This is a genomic window from Thioalkalivibrio sp. ALE30, assembly GCF_000377465.1.
In the GTDB taxonomy this organism is placed as follows: Bacteria; Pseudomonadota; Gammaproteobacteria; order Ectothiorhodospirales; family Ectothiorhodospiraceae; genus Thioalkalivibrio.
Genome location: NZ_KB898171.1, coordinates 159,497 through 174,573, shown reverse-complemented (window position 1 = coordinate 174,573; position 15,077 = coordinate 159,497). Strand labels below are relative to the sequence as shown.

The window sequence follows — 15,077 nt, the reverse complement described above, 5'->3', positions numbered from 1 at the left end:
GTGTTACCGCTGGCGACGCCCGCCCGATTTACCACCGCCCGCCGGGCGCCCGCCGGAACGACCGCCCGAGGGCTTCGCGCCCCGGCCACCACCGCGACCACCAGGGGATGCCGGCTTGCCCGACTTCTTCGGCGGCGAGGAACTCCAGCCGTCCTCGCGCGCCGCCCGACTGTTGCGCGACTTGCCGGCCGCCGCCGGCTTGCCGGGCCGCTGCTTGCTCCGGGGATCGCGGCGCGGTCCGCCCCGCCCGCGCGGACGCGCCGATTCCGGGATCGGCAGGTCCACCGCCGCGTACAGCGCGGCCACCTCGCGGCTCTCCAGGTCGCGCACCGCGCCGGTCTTCAGACCCCGCCCCAGGACCACCGGCCCGTAGCGCACCCGGATCAGGCGGCTGACCGTGACCCCGACGGCATCCCACAACCGCCGCACCAGGCGGTTACGGCCCTCGCTGACGATCACGTGATACCAGTGATTGGCGCCGTCCCCGCCCTGCTCCTCCAGGCTGTCGAAACGCGCCGGGCCGTCCTCGAGCTCCACACCCTCGCGCAGCATGTCCAGCGTGGCCGGCGGCACCTCGCCGAGTACCCGCACGGCATACTCGCGTTCCAGCGCCATGCTCGGGTGCATCAGCCGGTTGGCCAGCTCACCGTCGGTGGTAAACAGCAGCAGGCCCGAAGTATTCAGGTCCAGCCGGCCTACCGCCACCCAGCGCTGCCCCTTCAGACGCGGCAGGCTGGCAAACACCGGTCGCCGACCCTCGGGATCGGAGCGGCTGCAGATCTCGCCCACCGGCTTGTGATACACGATCCACCGATGTGGATGCTCCGGGCGCCGCACGATACGGCCGCGCACACGGATCACGTCGTGCTCGTCGACCTGATCCCCCAGCTGCGCGGTCCGGTTGTTCACCTGCACCTCGCCACGCTCGATCCAGCCCTCGATCTCGCGCCGCGAACCCAGCCCGCGCGCCGCCAGGACCTTCTGTACCCGCTCCGACATTCCCGGAACTCCAGCAACTCATTAAGATGGGCGCCACGATACACCAACAGGACGTTGCCATGACCGATTCCACGCCGGAGACCACCCCCGTCCGGACGCCGCTGAACATCGCCGTGCTCACCGTCTCCGACAGCCGCGAACTGGCGGAGGACCGCTCCGGCGATGCCCTCGTGGAACGCCTCGAAGGCGCCGGCCACCGCCTGGCCGATCGCGGGATCGTGAAGGACGACATCTACGCCATCCGCGCGGAACTCTCGCGCTGGATCGCCGACCCCGAGATCGATGCGGTGCTCACCACCGGCGGCACTGGCATCACCGGCCGTGACGGCACACCCGAGGCCGCCTCGGTACTGCTGGACAAGACCATCGAGGGCTTCGGCGAGCTGTTCCGCATGCTCTCTTATGAAGAGATCGGCACATCCAGCCTGCAGTCCCGCGCCCTTTCAGGGGTCGCGAACGGCACCTACCTCTTCGTACTGCCCGGCTCCACCGGCGCCTGCCGCACCGCCTGGGACCGCATCATCCAGGCCCAGCTCGACGACCGCACCATGCCCTGCAACCTCACCATGCTGATGCCGCGCCTGACGGAGTCCTGAGGGAAATACGGATTTCACCACGAAGAGCACGAAGGCACGAACAAGGCCAAGCTCGAAAGCGGACCTGATTAGCAACGAGAGTCGGCCAGTCACGGAGATCCTCCGGAGGCGGCATAGCCAGCCGCAGGTCGCTGTAATCCGCGCCTTTCCTGGAATATCACCAGCGCCGCCCTTTACCCCTGCATCGTCATCCCGGCCGGAGCGTAGCGAAAAGCCGGGATCTCCCCCGTCGGGGCAACCCCTGCCGCCAGGATCCCGGATAACGATTACCGGGAAATCCGTCCTTACCGAAACGCGATACACCGTTCCCACAAGAAAAATGCCCAAAATGCTCTAAAAAAGCCTTTGGGCGTGCCGCTACCCCCTGTATCGGGTGCGGCGCTCACACGGATCTGCTTGTCGCCCTCCGACTAGAACAACGAAATGGAAGGACAACGCGATGACATCCCTGAACCCCCTCTCCAGTGTCGGCTTCGGTACCCGCCTGACGCTGATGATCCTGTCTCTCATCGTGGGCGCGATCCTCATCGTTGCCACCCTCATCTTCTTGCAGTACCGCGCCTCCTACACCGACGCGACCATCGACCGGCTTCACGCAATGGGCGAATCCAACGCCCAGTCCTTCAACGAATGGCTCCTGGGGCGGCAGGATGAAATGCGCTACCTCGCAGGCCTCGATGCAGCTCGCGGCATGGACCTCGATGAACTCGAGCACCTGATCGAGCAGATCGCGTCGCTGCGCGGTGAATACGACACGATCTTTGTCGTGAATGCCGACGGCATGGGCGAGGTCGGAGTGGCCTTCGACGGACAGGCGCGCGTCCTCAGCCGCGAGGAGGCGAACGATTTCAATGTGCCCGACCGGGCATGGTTCCAGAGCGCGATCAGTGGGGAGGACACCTTCTCGCGGCCGGTGGTTTCCCGCGCGACGGGCAATCGGGTCAGCACCGTCGCAATTCCGATCGAAGGACCGGATGGCGAACCAATCGCCGTGATGCGCGGGGCGGTGCAACTCGACACGATCTTTGATCGGGTCAACGCGATCGATCTCGGCGAAGGATCCGAGATCTACCTCGTAGACCGCGACCGGCATCCCGTGACACCGGTTGAATCGGCCCCCGATACGGACCAGCCAATCGACACCCGGGCTGCACAGGCGATCGCCGCGGGTGACAGTGGGGTCGGACGCTACCAAAACGCAATCGGGACTGCGGTGATCGGTAGCTTTACCGACATCCCCCTGCTTGGCTGGGGCCTGCTGATGGAGCTCGACGAAGGGGTCGCACTGGCCGAGCTGCAACGCGCGCTTTGGTGGGTCGTCGGCCTCACCATCGCCATCCTGATCGCGGCCTCGCTGATCAGCCTCGGGGTAATCCGCAACGTCCTGCGCACACTAGGGGGCGATCCTGCCTACGCATCGGACGTCGTCCGCCAGGTGTCGGAGGGCGACATGACCGTCCCGATCCAGCTGCGCAAGGACGATGACTCGTCGTTGCTCGCGGCCATCGCCACCATGCAGTCCCGCCTGCGCGAACTGATCGGCAGCGTTCGCGGCCATGCCGAGGAAGTCGCCTCGGCCGCTACCGAGCTTTCACACATCAACGAAGAGACCGACAAGGGTGTAAATCGCCAGAACGCCCAGCTCAGTGACGCGGCCGCAGCGATCAACGAGATGACCGCGACCGTCGAGGAGGTCGCCCGCAACAGCCAGAGCACGGCAGATGTCGTGCGAGAAACCACGGAACAGGCCCAGAGTGGCCGCAACGTGGTCAGCGCATCGGTCACCTCGATCAACAAGCTCTCGAACGAGATCCAGAGCACCGCCGAGGTCATCACGGCGCTCAAGGGTGACAGCGACAATATCGGCGACATCCTGCAGGTCATCAACAACGTCGCCGACCAGACCAACCTGCTGGCTCTGAACGCCGCAATCGAGGCAGCGCGCGCAGGGGAAGACGGTCGTGGGTTCGCGGTGGTCGCCGAGGAGGTTCGCAACCTCGCCGTCCGCACGCAGGAGTCAATCACCGAGATTCAGCAGATGATCGAGGCGGTGCAGAAGCGTGCGGATCAGGCCGTAACGGCGATGGCCGCCAGCCAGACCCAGGCCCAGGATGGCGTGGATCAGGTCAACCAGGCGGGCACGTCGCTCGAACAGATTGTCGCCGCGGTCGAAAAGATCGAGGACATGACGCGGCAAATCGCGAGCGCAGCCGAAGAGCAGTCGGCTACCTCCAACGAGATCAACCGCAATATCCACTCGGTCAGCGAAGTCTCGGAGCACAACGCCACCAATGTCGTACAAATGGGTCAGGCTAGCGAGACCCTGGCCGGGTTGTCCGAGCAACTGCGCGAGATCGTCAACCGCTTCAAGGTCTGACGCCGATCAGGACGCGTGGGGGACATGGGGCCAGACGGTCTACCCCGCGCGCCCCCCGCTTTCGGGTCCGAAACACACCGGCGAGGCCCGCTCGTCGTTCGTCGCCTCCTCGGCGAGTTCGGCGTCGAGGAGTTCCCGCAGGACCGCCGCATCGCTGTGCTCCTCGTTTCGGGTGGCCGTCAGCGGGGTCAGGCGGCTACGCCGGGCATACCCCAGCAATCAGGCCCATGCATCGTCGGGAGCGGCCGCCAGTTCCGCCCGATACCGGCGACAGAATTCGGGCCAGCACGCCACGTTGTGGCCAAACCAGCGGCGCAGATCCGCGGACGGGGCGAGCGACTTTTCCCAGGCATCCAGCGCGAGCGCCGATTTCTTCACCCCGCGGGGCCAGAGGCGGTCGACCAGCACACGGGCCCCACCCTCGGGATCGACCGGATCGTAGACGCGCCGGATCCGCACCCGCTCCATGCCGCGATTACCGGTCCACGTGGGTCTGCAGCCAGTATTCGAGCAGGGCTGCGTGCCAGAGCTTGGAGCCCTGGATGCGGGTGAAGTACTGGTCCGGGGCATCCAGCAGCCTGTCGATGTAGGCCGGCTGATAGAGGCCGCGCTCGCGCGAGGCGCGCGAGGTCAGGATGTCGCGCATGAACTCGAGGAAGTCCCCGCGCACGTATTTGAGTGCCGGCACCGGGAAGTAGCCCTTGGGCCGGTCCAGCACCGCGTCCGGCAGGCGCCCGCGGGCGATGCGGCGCAGCACGTCCTTGCCGCCGTCGCCCAGCTTCAGGTGCGGCGGCATCGCGGCGGCCGTCTCCACCAGTTCGTGATCCAGGAACGGGACCCGCGCCTCCAGGCCGAAGGCCATCGTCATGTTGTCCACGCGCTTGACCGGATCGTCCACGATCAGCGTGGTCACATCCAGCGCCAGCACCGCGTCGATGAAGGAATCCGCGCGGTCGGTCTCGAGTTCGGCAAACTGCTCGCGCAGCCAGTCGCCGGTCACGTCGTTCGCCGGCGGGTGGCGCAGCATCTCGGCCATCTCGGGGTGGTCGCGGTCGAAGTAGTGGCGGCGGAAACGTTCCACCCAGTCGCCGTGACGGTCCTCGGCCATCTGCGGGTACCAGAAGTAGCCGCCGAAGACCTCGTCCGCGCCCTGGCCGGACTGCACCACCTTCACATGCTGCGAGACCTGCTCGGACAGCAGGTAGAAGGCCACCGCGTCCTGGCCGAACATCGGCTCGGCCATCGCCCCGACCGCCTCCGGCAATCGGGCCAGCACCTGGTCGTTGGGGATCAGCGTGGCCTGATGGTCGGTGGCGTAGCGCTCGGCGACCGGATCGGAGTATTCGAACTCCGAGCCCTTCTCCTCCGGCTGATCCTCGAAACCGACCGTGAAGGTGCGCAGGTCCTGCGCCCCCTCCTCCATCGCCAGCGCGACCAGCAGGGAGGAGTCCAGCCCGCCGGAGAGCAGCACGCCGACCGGCACGTCGGCCACCTCCAGGCGCCTGCGCACGGCGCTGCGCAGACTGTGCTCGATACGCTCCTGCCATTCGGCGTCGGACACGGCCGCGTCCGGGCGGTGGGCATGCAGCGTCCAGTAGCGCTGCAGACGTTCCTGGCCGCGCGCATCGATGCTCAGGTAATGCCCCGGCTCCAGCTTGCGGATGCCACGCAGCACGGTGCGCGGCGCGGGCACCACCGCGTGCAGCGAGAACAGCATGTGCAGTGCCTCGGCATCCAGTTCGGTATCCACGTCGCCCGCCGCCAGCAGCGCCTGGGTGTTGGAGGCGAAGCGGATGCCGTCGCCCGTGCGCGCCAGGTACAGCGGCTTGATGCCCATGCGGTCGCGCGCCAGCAGCAGGCGCTGGGCGTGGCCGTCATACAGGGCAAAGGCGAACATGCCGTGCAGCCGGGCGACGATGCCCTCGCCCCACTCGGCATAGCCGCGCAGGATGACCTCGGTATCGCCGGTGGAGAAGAAACGATGGCCGCGGCCCTCCAGCTCGCTGCGCAGGGCGCGGAAGTTGTAGATCGCGCCGTTGAACACCAGCGCGAGCCCGGTCTCCGGGTCGAACATCGGCTGGTGCGCGCGCTGCGACAGATCCAGGATCGAAAGGCGCCGGTGCCCCAACGCGACCCGCCCGGAGGCCCACAGCCCGTCGGCATCCGGCCCACGCCGTTCCAGGCAGGGCAGCATGCGCGCCACGGCCTCGCCGCTGGCGCGCCGCTCACCCCAGACGAATTCTCCTGCGATCCCGCACATTGGTTCTTTCCTTGTGATTGGGTATTGCGCTCAGGCTTGCGGGCACGATCCGGCGCGGGCCGGCGCTTCGCGGGCAAGCCCGCTCCCACAAGCTTTGCCTGACTATGAAGGCTCGCCTCGGAAACCCTGTTCCAGTGCTGCCATCAGGGACTGGCTGGCCACGCCGGCGCGGTCACGATCGGCATGCGTAATGTAGAACGGCACCCGGTGGCGCGCCCCGGCCTCCAGATCCAATTCGACCAGGCGGCCGTCGGCAAGATCCCCCGCGATGCGATCCTCCGGCACCCAGGCGAACCCGATGCCCGAACGCAGGATCTCGCAGGCCGTGCCCATGTGCGAGACCGTCCAGCGCTGGTCCGCCTCGACCCAGCCGCCCTGGCCACCTCCATGGTCGCCGGAATCGCGCACCACCACCTGGCGGTGTGCCTGCAGATCGCGCCGGGTCAGGGCCGCTTCCGCCTGGGCGAGGGGATGCGAGGGATGCGCGACGCAGACCATCGACAACTCGCCCAGACAGCTCCCGAGATAACCGGAAGGCAGTTCCGGCCCCAGCAGGATGTCCACGGCCGCTTCCCGGAGCATGTCCGGCCCCCCGCTCAGCACCACCTCGTGCAGCTGGATCCGGGTGGCCGGGTAGGCCTTCGAGAAGGTCTCCAGCGCCCGGATCACCGGCTCGCGCGGCAGCAGCTGATCCACTGCCAGCCGGATCTCGGATTCCACCCCTGCCGCCAGCGCGCCGGCCAGGTTCTCGATCTCCGCCGCCTCTTCGAGCAGATGCCCGGCCCGGCGCAAAAGCGCCTCGCCCGCCGGGGTGAGTACGGCCTTGCGGCCCTGCACCTCGAAGACATCCACCCCCAGCTGCTCTTCCAGCTTCTGCACCGCATGGTTGATGCTCGACGGACTCTTGTGCACCCGTTCGGCGGCACGCGCAAAGCCGCCGGCCTCCACCACCGCCTGCAGCATCCGCCACTGTTCAAGGGTGACACGCATCAATCGGCCCGCTCGGACAGGCCCATGGGGCCGCGCCCTGTCAGTGTTCGTCGGGGCATCCGCAACCCGGCTTGTGAGTGCGCGCATGCCACTCCTCGCGCAGGCGGGCATAGGCGGCGCCGGTCAGCAGTACCAGGTGTACGGTGGAGGGATAGATTCGGCCATCCAGGCGCAGGGTCTCGGTCAGTTCGGGGTGGCTGCCTTCGGGGATGTAGAAGAAATCCGCGCCCTCGCGCAGCTGGTCCTTGCGTGCCTTGAACAGGCGAAAGGCCGTGCCCTTGGGCACCCCGTTCCAGTCGTCGATCTGGCGCAGGCTCAGCGTGGCATACCCGGCGTGAATGATCGGCTCGGGAACCGGACCGGCCGCGGAACCTTTCTGGCCGTGAAACCGTCCCGCGCTCCGGGGGTCTTCAACTGTATCGGTATCCATGCTGGCATTATGCACACACCGCCTTCGCGGCTCACCACGCAACCCCATTCAACCGGGACACGAAATGGAATTTCTGCAGGAATACGGACTCTTCCTCGCCAAGGCCGCCACGGCCGTAGTCGCCGCGCTCATCGTGCTGAGTGCGTTCGCCGGCCTGCTCGCCCGCTCGCGCGAGCGACGGCCGGACCGCCTGCAGGTCAAGCGCCTGAACGACCGCTTCGAGCGCATGGAGAAAACCGTGCGCCGAGCCGTTGAACGCCGCCGTGGTCGGCTCGAGCGTCTGCGCGCCTGGAGCCGTCGCAAGCTGGGGCGAGCCCACGATGCCCCGTCGCAGGCGGAAGGATCGGGGAGCGCGGACATGACGCAATCCGCCGATGCGCCTCCGGACGACGGTTCGACGACCGAACGCCCCCGCGTGTACGTGCTGCGTTTCGACGGCGACATCCGCGCCTCCAGCGTCGAAAGCCTGCGCGAGGAAGTCACCGCGATCCTCACGATGGCGCGGCCGGACCAAGACCGGGCGATTGTCTGCCTGGAAAGTCCCGGGGGCCTGGTCCCCTCCTACGGGCTGGCCGCCGCCCAGCTGGCCCGCCTGCGTGAAGGGGGGCTGGACCTAACCGTGGCCGTGGACCGCGTGGCCGCCAGCGGCGGCTACATGATGGCGGCGGTCGGCCACCGCATCGTGGCCGCCCCCTTCGCGGTGCTGGGCTCGATCGGCGTGGTCGCGCAGATTCCCAATTTTCACCGCTGGCTGTCACGCAACGACATCGACGTCGAACTGCTGACCGCCGGCGAGTACAAGCGCACCCTGACCATGCTGGGCGAGAACACCGACGAGGGCCGCAAGAAGTTCCGCGAGCAACTCGAAGAGGCGCATGAGCTGTTCAAGACCTTCCTGGCCCGCTACCGCCCGCAACTGGACCTCGAGCAGGTCGCCACCGGCGAACACTGGTATGGCGAACAGGCCCGCGAGATGGGCCTGGCCGACGAACTGCGCACCAGCGATGATCTGCTGCTGGAACTGACCCGCGAGGCGGACGTATTCGAACTGACCTATCACCGTCCCCAGACGCTGGGCCGGCGCATCACCTTCGCGATGGAATCGGTCCTCGAGCGCGTACTGCGGAACCAGGGGCCCGAGACCCGCATGTAGCGTCCCGCGTCGCAAGGAACGTTTCGCTACGGCAAAGCGTCCACCCTCAACGAGGCAAAGCAACCGAGGAGCCACTCATGAACCGGAAAAACTGTCCCGTAACCCGACTGCTGCTGATCCTGCTGGCCGCCGTCAGCCTGCTGGCCACCCCGTTGGTTGCCGGCGCGGACGATAACCTGCCGTGGGGTTCCGCCGAGAAGATGGATCGCCCCTACGAGCCCCGCAAGGTGGTCTATGACGTCTACACCAGCAGCCCGCGCGAGCTGGAAATGGTGCTGGATCGGGTGAGCATGCTGAACAATGTCTACGAGGCCGACCCGTTCGAATCGCACATCGTGATGGTGCTGCACGGGCAGGAAGTGCCTTACTTCACCCGCGACGAATTCGACGAGCACGAAGAACTGATGCGCCGCGCCCGCTCGCTGACCCAGGCCGGCAATATCGAGTTCCGCATGTGCGAAGCCTCCGCCCGCCTGCGCGGGATCGAGCTCGAGGACATCCACGGCTTCGTGAACGTCGTGCCGATGGCCGACGCCGAGATCATCGAACTGCAGCATGAAGGCTACCTGCTGATGCAGTGACGCAGGCCTCGGCACCTGCCGCCCTCTGGCGGACGCCGGAGCCTTTTTTCCGGCCGCTCGAACATAGCCGGCGTCCGCCCGCCCCGGCAGACTGCCCCCCCGAATTCAGGCCCCGAACCGACCATCGTCGCGAGGGGCCCTGCAAAATCTGTATCGATCGTCTACCTTCCCCGCCTTGGGTTTTCCACGCAGGTGCAACCCGGGGCAACGCCCCACCGCTCTCCGGCCCGACCTGTTCGATTCTCCCCGAGACAAGGACCTCGTCATGAAAAAGACTCTGCTCACTGCCCTGCTGCCCCTGGCCCTGACCGCGACACCGGCGCTGGCCGTCGACGTCCCCGGCATGATCGCCAAGGCCAGCCCGCATTCGGCCTCCGAGACCCTGGATCGGCTGGAGAACGCGCTCGCCGCCAACGACGTCGGCGTCGCCCTGCGCTGGGACCATGCGGCAAAGGCCGACGGTGTGGACATCGACCTCGGTCCTACCGAACTCCTGCTGTTCGGCAACCCGGCACTGGGCAGCCACATGTTCACCAGCCAGCAGACCGCGGGCATCGACCTGCCGATGAAGGCGCTGGCCTGGACCGATGACGACGGCCAGACCTGGCTGGCCTACAACGACCCGGAATGGATGGCCGAACGCCACGGAATCGACGACCGGGACGACATCCTGGACACCATGAGCAATGCGCTGGACAACCTGACCAACGCGGCCATCGCGGAGGACTGAGCCCTCCTCGGGGTCACATGCAACCAAGTGTCCCCGGCCGCTCGCAGCGGGCGGCTAATTCGCTGGGGAAGCACTGATTCATGTACACACTCGCGCTCGAGTCGCTTTGGCTCGCGAACAAGGCGCGGTGCGCGGCCGGTAGTGGTTCTACCGGCCCGTTGTTGGCGGATTCGGGCCGCAACGCAGGATCGGGGAACCCGGGGTGCCGACACGAGCGTGTACATGAATTAGTGTTTCCCTATAGTGGGGCTTCCACCCGCACCGGGAGCCGACGTGGATCACCCGTCCCCTTCCAGCCAAACCACACCGCAAACCCGCGAGGCGCCCATCCTCGGCTGGCGCGAATGGGTCGGGCTCCCCGATCTCGGGATCCCCGCCATCAAGTGCAAGGTCGATACCGGCGCGCGCAGCTCTGCGCTCCACACCTTCCACATCGAGCCGTTCACCCGGGACAGTCACGAATGGGTGCGTTTCGGCATTCACCCTCACCAGCACGACGCCACGACCGAGGTCTGGTGCGAGGCCCCGGTACTGGACATCCGCCGCGTCACCGACTCCGGCGGGCACAGCGGCGATCGCTATTTCATCGCCACCCGCGTGCAACTGGGCCCTCTGCTGTTGCCCGTTGAGCTTTCCCTGACCAGCCGCGATAACATGCTCTTTCGCATGTTGCTTGGCCGCGAGGCCATGCGGGGTCGCTTCCTGGTCGACCCCCAAGCCTCGTTCATTGCCAGCCATCGTCCGTCCACCCCGACAGCCCAGCAGGCGCCTGAATGAAACTCGGCATCCTCTCGCGTAACAGCAAGCTCTACTCCACCCGACGCCTGGTCGAGGCCGCCGACCAGCGCGGCCACGAGGTCCGTGTGGTGGACCCGCTGCGCTGCTACATGAACATCACCGCGCACAACCCGCAGATCCACTACAAGGGTGACATCCTCGACCAGTTCAACGCGGTTATCCCGCGCATCGGGGCCTCCATCACGTTCTACGGCACCGCCGTGCTGCGCCAGTTCGAGATGATGAACGTCTATCCGCTGAACGAGTCCGTCGGCATCTCGCGCTCGCGCGACAAGCTGCGCAGCCTGCAGCTCCTGTCGCGCCGCGGTATCGGCCTGCCGGTCACCGGGTTTGCACACTCGCCGGACGACATCGACGACCTGCTGGCCACCGTGGGCGGCGCGCCCTGCGTGATCAAGCTGCTGGAAGGCACCCAGGGCCTTGGGGTGGTACTGGCCGAGACCAAGCAGGCGGCCGAGAGCGTCATCCAGGCCTTCATGGGTCTGAAGCAGCACATCCTGGTGCAGGAATACATCAAGGAGGCCAAGGGCTCGGACATCCGCTGCTTCGTGATCGGCGACAAGGTCGTCGCCGCCATGAAGCGCCAGGCGAAGGAAGGCGAGTTCCGCTCCAACCTGCACCGTGGCGGCAGCGCCACGCTGTGCCGCATCACCCCGGAAGAACGCGCCACCGCCGTGCGCGCGGCCAAGGTGATGGGGCTGAACGTCTGCGGTGTGGACCTGCTGCGCTCCAACCACGGCGCCGTGGTCATGGAGGTCAATTCGTCGCCCGGCCTGGAAGGCATCGAGAACGCCTCCGGCAAGGACGTGGCGGGCATGATCATCGACTTCATCGAGAAGAACGCCAAGCCCAACCGGACCAAGACCAAGGGCCGCGGCTAATGGCGACTCCGCGGGCCGTTCGCAACGACCCGATCACGATCGGCGGCACCACGGTCCGCCCGGGCGAACGCCGCACGGTGGAATTGCAGCTGAGCGCGCTTTACACGCACACCCCGACACACATGCCGGTGCAGGTCCTGTGCGGCCGGCGCAAGGGGCCGGTGCTGTTCGTCAGTGCCGCCATCCACGGCGACGAGATCAACGGCGTCGAGATCATCCGCCGCCTGCTCAAGGTGCCCGCCCTGCGGCGCATGAAGGGCACCCTGATCGCCGTGCCCGTGGTGAACATGCACGGCTTCATCAACCAGAGCCGCTACCTGCCCGACCGGCGCGACCTGAATCGCTGTTTTCCGGGATCACAGAAGGGCTCGCTGGGCGCCCGGGTCGCGCGGCTGTTCATGCGCGAGATCGTCCAGCGCTGCACGCACGGAATCGACCTCCATACCGGCGCCATCCACCGGTCCAACCTGCCACAGATCCGCGCCAACCTGGACCATACGGAAACCCGCGAGCTCGCCCGCGCCTTCGGCGCACCGGTAATCCTCAACTCCGCGCTGCGCGACGGCTCCCTGCGCGAGGCGGCCGCGGAACGCCAGATCCCGATCCTGCTCTACGAGGCCGGCGAGGCCTTGCGCTTCGACGAGCTCTCCATCCGCGGCGGGGTACACGGCATCATCGAGGTCATGCGCCACCTGGAGATGCTCCCGGCCGTGCGCCGGCGCCCGCGCAAGGAGCCCATCATGGCCCGCACCAGCGGCTGGGTCCGGGCGCCGCAAAGCGGCATCCTGCGGACCTTCGTGCGCCAGGGCGATCGCGTCGTCCGCGACCAGACCCGGCTGGCCATCGTCTCCGACCCCTTCGGCGAGACCGAGACCGAGATCCTCGCCCCCGCCTCCGGCATCATCATCGGCGAACTCAACCTGCCGCTGATCAACGAGGGCGACGCCCTGTTCCACATCGCCCAGTTCAACCGCACCGACCTGGCCGTGGAACGCCTCGAAAGCTTCCAGGAAAACCTGGAGGCGAGCGACTATCCCTACGCCGATCCGCCCCCGCGCGAAGGCCCCTGAGCCCGCACACCCGCCGGAAGGTGGTGTCAGTGGCCGATGTCCTCGTGCCACAGTTCGGGGTGGTTCTCGATAAACGACCGCATCAGTTCGCGGCAGCCCGGGTCCTGCACCACATCCACCTGAATGCCGTGCCCGCGCAGCCAGTCCTCCTCACCGAGAAAGGACTCATTCTCGCCAATGATCACGTGCGGAATACCGTAGAGGACGATGGCCCCGCTGCACATCGCGCAGGGCGACAGCGTCGTGTAGAGCGTGCACTCGCGGTATACCCGGGCGGGCTGGCGCCCGGCGTTCTCCAGCGCATCCATCTCGGCATGCAGGATGGCACTGCCCTGCTGCACGCGCCGGTTGTGTCCGCGCCCGATCACCTCGCCCCGGTGCACCAGCACCGACCCGATGGGGATTCCGGCCTCGCCCAGCCCCTCGCGCGCCTCGTCCAGCGCCATCTCCAGAAACGGATCCATCGTCGTCATCCAGCCACCTCCTCCTGCAGGACAGCCACCGACGATAGACGAAGTGGCCGCGCGATACCGAATTCGCTCGGGGGAGGGTAGTGTCGTCAGGGCCGGCAACTCAGACGTGGGCGCTGAAGTCGCCGCGGCGGGGCTGGCCGAGGAGGTACAGGAAATCCGCCTCGCGCAGGTGCACGAGGGATTCGTGGTCGCCGGCCTCGAGATACACGTCGCGCTGCTCCAGCAGGCTTTCGTCCACCAGGGTCTCCAGCCCGAAGGCCGGCCCCAGGGCGGGGATGGCGCCGCGTTCGCAGTCGGCAAACACGCGGGCCACCTCGTCCTCGGTGGCCAGGCCCACATGCTCGCCCAGCAGCCGGTGCAGGCGTCCCAGTTTCACCCGGCGCGTGGCCGGCACGATGGCCAGGCGGTACTGCCCGTCCTCCTCGACCAGCAGCACCGCCTTGGCCACGGCGTCACCCGGCACATGGGCCGCTTCGGCCGTGCGGCTGGCCGAGTCGGAGTGCGGATGGTGCACGATCTGGTAGGTCACCGCATGCTCGTCGAGAAAGTTGTTCAGGGTCCTGGAAATACTCATGGCGCGCCCTCCGGCAAGGCCTTAACCCGACTATAGACCCCACCGGCAACGCCGGCGGCTGCGCCCGACACCTGCGCCGGTACAATCGCACCCATGACCGCATTCTCCGTCCTCGACCTGGCCCCGATCACCGCCGATGGCGACGCCGGCCGGGCGCTGCACAACACCCTGGATCTGGCGCGCCACGCCGAGACGCTGGGCTTCCGGCGCTACTGGCTGGCGGAGCACCACAACATGCCCGGCATCGCGAGCGCCGCCACCGCCGTCGTGATCGGCCAGGTCGCGGCCGCCACCGAACAGATCCGGGTGGGTGCCGGCGGCATCATGCTGCCGAACCATGCACCCCTGGTGGTCGCCGAACAGTTCGGCACCCTGAACGCCCTGTACCCCGGCCGCATCGACCTGGGACTGGGCCGGGCACCCGGGACCGATCCGACCACGGCCCGCGCCCTGCGCCGCGCCCCGGACATCGACCCCGAGGAATTCCCCCGGGACGTCGCCGAGGTGCTCGGCTACCTGGACGATCCGCAGCCCGACCAGGTGATCCGCGCCATCCCCGGCGCCGGCCAGCAGGTGCCCGTCTGGATCCTGGGTTCCAGCCTGTTCGGCGCCCAGCTGGCGGCCCGCATGGGACTGCCCTACGCATTCGCCTCGCACTTCGCTCCCGGGCAACTGATGGACGCACTGGCGCTGTACCGGAATCAGTTCCGACCGTCCGCATGGCTGGACCGCCCCTACGCGATGCTCGGCTACAACGTGTACGCCGCCGACACCGACGACGCGGCCCGCACCCTGGCCAGCTCCATGGAACAGGCGTTCATCAGCCTGCGTCGCGGGCGCCCGGAACCGATCCAGCCCCCCGTCGAGGGCTACCGCGAGCGGCTCGACCGCGCCGAACGCGCGATCGTCGAGCAGACCATGGCCTGCTCCGCGATCGGCGCACCGGACACGGTGGAGACCGAGATCCGCCGGTTTCTCGAGCAGACCGGCGCTGACGAATTGATCGTCACCACCTCCACCTTCGATCACGCGGCGCGACGGCGCTCGCTGGAACTGACCGCGGCGGTACGCGACCGGCTCGCCGGGGACGCTCGCTGAGACGCGGTTCACCCGATTGGGACGAGTGCCCTATGCTTGGATCAGGGGCCGGCCAGGCCACGGGAAT

General features: G+C 67.4%; 15 protein-coding genes and 1 pseudogene. 9 read left to right on the top strand and 7 right to left on the bottom strand.

Translation table 11 applies throughout. The features are described from left to right. Positions 1 to 3: 3 nt before the first annotated feature. A complete protein-coding gene (gene rluB, locus D107_RS0107290; RefSeq protein ID WP_018881145.1) occupies positions 4 to 999 on the bottom strand; it encodes a 23S rRNA pseudouridine(2605) synthase RluB in 996 nt (331 codons plus the stop codon). A gap of 59 nt (positions 1,000 to 1,058) precedes the next feature. On the opposite strand from rluB, the gene moaB reads away from it, so the two are divergent. Continuing rightward, entirely contained in the window at positions 1,059 to 1,595 is a 537-nt protein-coding gene (gene moaB, locus D107_RS0107285) for a molybdenum cofactor biosynthesis protein B (protein ID WP_018866150.1), read from the top strand. Between the two features lie 439 nt (positions 1,596 to 2,034). Further along, on the top strand, positions 2,035 to 3,972 hold the full coding sequence (locus D107_RS0107280) for a methyl-accepting chemotaxis protein (RefSeq protein WP_018881144.1): 1,938 nt from the start codon (positions 2,035 to 2,037) through the stop codon (positions 3,970 to 3,972). A gap of 39 nt (positions 3,973 to 4,011) precedes the next feature. Here D107_RS0107280 and D107_RS14175 read toward each other — a convergent pair. The 4 genes and pseudogenes from D107_RS14175 to D107_RS0107255 all read right to left on the bottom strand — a co-directional run bounded on the left by D107_RS14175 (position 4,012) and on the right by D107_RS0107255 (position 7,652). Further along, a pseudogene (locus D107_RS14175) lies at positions 4,012 to 4,440 on the bottom strand (DUF488 domain-containing protein). Positions 4,441 to 4,447: 7 nt separating this feature from the next. Then, entirely contained in the window at positions 4,448 to 6,232 is a 1,785-nt protein-coding gene (locus D107_RS0107265; protein WP_018880359.1) for an N-acetylglutaminylglutamine amidotransferase, read from the bottom strand. A 102-nt stretch (positions 6,233 to 6,334) separates the two neighbouring features. Next, on the bottom strand, positions 6,335 to 7,222 hold the full coding sequence (locus D107_RS0107260) for a LysR family transcriptional regulator (protein WP_255349390.1): 888 nt from the start codon (positions 7,220 to 7,222) through the stop codon (positions 6,335 to 6,337). A 40-nt stretch (positions 7,223 to 7,262) separates the two neighbouring features. Further along, entirely contained in the window at positions 7,263 to 7,652 is a 390-nt protein-coding gene (locus tag D107_RS0107255; protein WP_018881142.1) for a hypothetical protein, read from the bottom strand. A gap of 64 nt (positions 7,653 to 7,716) precedes the next feature. Between D107_RS0107255 and sohB the strand changes: the two genes are divergently transcribed. The 6 genes from sohB (at position 7,717) to D107_RS0107225 (ending at position 12,865) form a co-directional block, all read left to right on the top strand. Next, positions 7,717 to 8,805, top strand: coding sequence for a protease SohB (gene sohB, locus D107_RS0107250; RefSeq protein WP_018881141.1), 1,089 nt, complete (start codon positions 7,717 to 7,719; stop codon positions 8,803 to 8,805). 77 nt (positions 8,806 to 8,882) lie between these two features. After that, complete coding sequence (locus D107_RS0107245) at positions 8,883 to 9,386, top strand: DsrE family protein (RefSeq protein ID WP_018881140.1); 504 nt, start codon at positions 8,883 to 8,885, stop codon at positions 9,384 to 9,386. 265 nt (positions 9,387 to 9,651) lie between these two features. Further along, positions 9,652 to 10,116: a DUF302 domain-containing protein gene (locus D107_RS0107240; RefSeq protein WP_018877588.1), complete on the top strand. Its 465-nt coding sequence runs from the start codon at positions 9,652 to 9,654 to the stop codon at positions 10,114 to 10,116. 273 nt (positions 10,117 to 10,389) lie between these two features. Then, complete coding sequence (locus D107_RS0107235) at positions 10,390 to 10,893, top strand: ATP-dependent zinc protease (protein ID WP_018881139.1); 504 nt, start codon at positions 10,390 to 10,392, stop codon at positions 10,891 to 10,893. Then, positions 10,890 to 11,795 carry a 30S ribosomal protein S6--L-glutamate ligase gene (gene rimK / locus D107_RS0107230; RefSeq protein ID WP_018876384.1) on the top strand — a complete coding sequence of 302 codons (906 nt, stop codon included), beginning with the start codon at positions 10,890 to 10,892 and terminating at the stop codon, positions 11,793 to 11,795. Before D107_RS0107235 ends, rimK begins: the two co-directional genes overlap by 4 nt. Next, positions 11,795 to 12,865 carry a succinylglutamate desuccinylase/aspartoacylase family protein gene (locus tag D107_RS0107225; RefSeq protein ID WP_018881138.1) on the top strand — a complete coding sequence of 357 codons (1,071 nt, stop codon included), beginning with the start codon at positions 11,795 to 11,797 and terminating at the stop codon, positions 12,863 to 12,865. Before rimK ends, D107_RS0107225 begins: the two co-directional genes overlap by 1 nt. A gap of 26 nt (positions 12,866 to 12,891) precedes the next feature. Here the strand turns inward: D107_RS0107225 and D107_RS0107220 are convergent, their stop codons facing one another. Together D107_RS0107220 and D107_RS0107215 are read right to left on the bottom strand one after the other, a co-directional pair. Further along, the gene (locus D107_RS0107220; RefSeq protein ID WP_026280303.1) at positions 12,892 to 13,329 is read right to left on the bottom strand and encodes a nucleoside deaminase; all 438 of its coding nucleotides are present in this window, start codon (positions 13,327 to 13,329) and stop codon (positions 12,892 to 12,894) included. Positions 13,330 to 13,438: 109 nt separating this feature from the next. Further along, the gene (locus D107_RS0107215; protein WP_018866134.1) at positions 13,439 to 13,912 is read right to left on the bottom strand and encodes an aminoacyl-tRNA deacylase; all 474 of its coding nucleotides are present in this window, start codon (positions 13,910 to 13,912) and stop codon (positions 13,439 to 13,441) included. Between the two features lie 93 nt (positions 13,913 to 14,005). Here D107_RS0107215 and D107_RS0107210 point away from each other — a divergent pair, with 93 nt between their 5' ends. After that, on the top strand, positions 14,006 to 15,010 hold the full coding sequence (locus tag D107_RS0107210) for an LLM class flavin-dependent oxidoreductase (RefSeq protein WP_018866133.1): 1,005 nt from the start codon (positions 14,006 to 14,008) through the stop codon (positions 15,008 to 15,010). The last annotated feature ends 67 nt before the right edge of the window (positions 15,011 to 15,077 follow it).

Excerpts from the sequence above, each read along its gene's own strand:
- rluB (WP_018881145.1), bottom strand. The coding sequence starts at position 999 with ATGTCGGAGCGGGTACAGAAGGTCCTGGCGGCGCGCGGGCTGGGTTCG.
- moaB (WP_018866150.1), top strand. The coding sequence starts at position 1,059 with ATGACCGATTCCACGCCGGAGACCACCCCCGTCCGGACGCCGCTGAAC.
- D107_RS0107280 (WP_018881144.1), top strand. The coding sequence starts at position 2,035 with ATGACATCCCTGAACCCCCTCTCCAGTGTCGGCTTCGGTACCCGCCTG.
- D107_RS0107265 (WP_018880359.1), bottom strand. The coding sequence starts at position 6,232 with ATGTGCGGGATCGCAGGAGAATTCGTCTGGGGTGAGCGGCGCGCCAGC.
- D107_RS0107260 (WP_255349390.1), bottom strand. The coding sequence starts at position 7,222 with ATGCGTGTCACCCTTGAACAGTGGCGGATGCTGCAGGCGGTGGTGGAG.
- D107_RS0107255 (WP_018881142.1), bottom strand. The coding sequence starts at position 7,652 with ATGGATACCGATACAGTTGAAGACCCCCGGAGCGCGGGACGGTTTCAC.
- sohB (WP_018881141.1), top strand. The coding sequence starts at position 7,717 with ATGGAATTTCTGCAGGAATACGGACTCTTCCTCGCCAAGGCCGCCACG.
- D107_RS0107245 (WP_018881140.1), top strand. The coding sequence starts at position 8,883 with ATGAACCGGAAAAACTGTCCCGTAACCCGACTGCTGCTGATCCTGCTG.
- D107_RS0107240 (WP_018877588.1), top strand. The coding sequence starts at position 9,652 with ATGAAAAAGACTCTGCTCACTGCCCTGCTGCCCCTGGCCCTGACCGCG.
- rimK (WP_018876384.1), top strand. The coding sequence starts at position 10,890 with ATGAAACTCGGCATCCTCTCGCGTAACAGCAAGCTCTACTCCACCCGA.
- D107_RS0107225 (WP_018881138.1), top strand. The coding sequence starts at position 11,795 with ATGGCGACTCCGCGGGCCGTTCGCAACGACCCGATCACGATCGGCGGC.
- D107_RS0107220 (WP_026280303.1), bottom strand. The coding sequence starts at position 13,329 with ATGGATCCGTTTCTGGAGATGGCGCTGGACGAGGCGCGCGAGGGGCTG.
- D107_RS0107215 (WP_018866134.1), bottom strand. The coding sequence starts at position 13,912 with ATGAGTATTTCCAGGACCCTGAACAACTTTCTCGACGAGCATGCGGTG.
- D107_RS0107210 (WP_018866133.1), top strand. The coding sequence starts at position 14,006 with ATGACCGCATTCTCCGTCCTCGACCTGGCCCCGATCACCGCCGATGGC.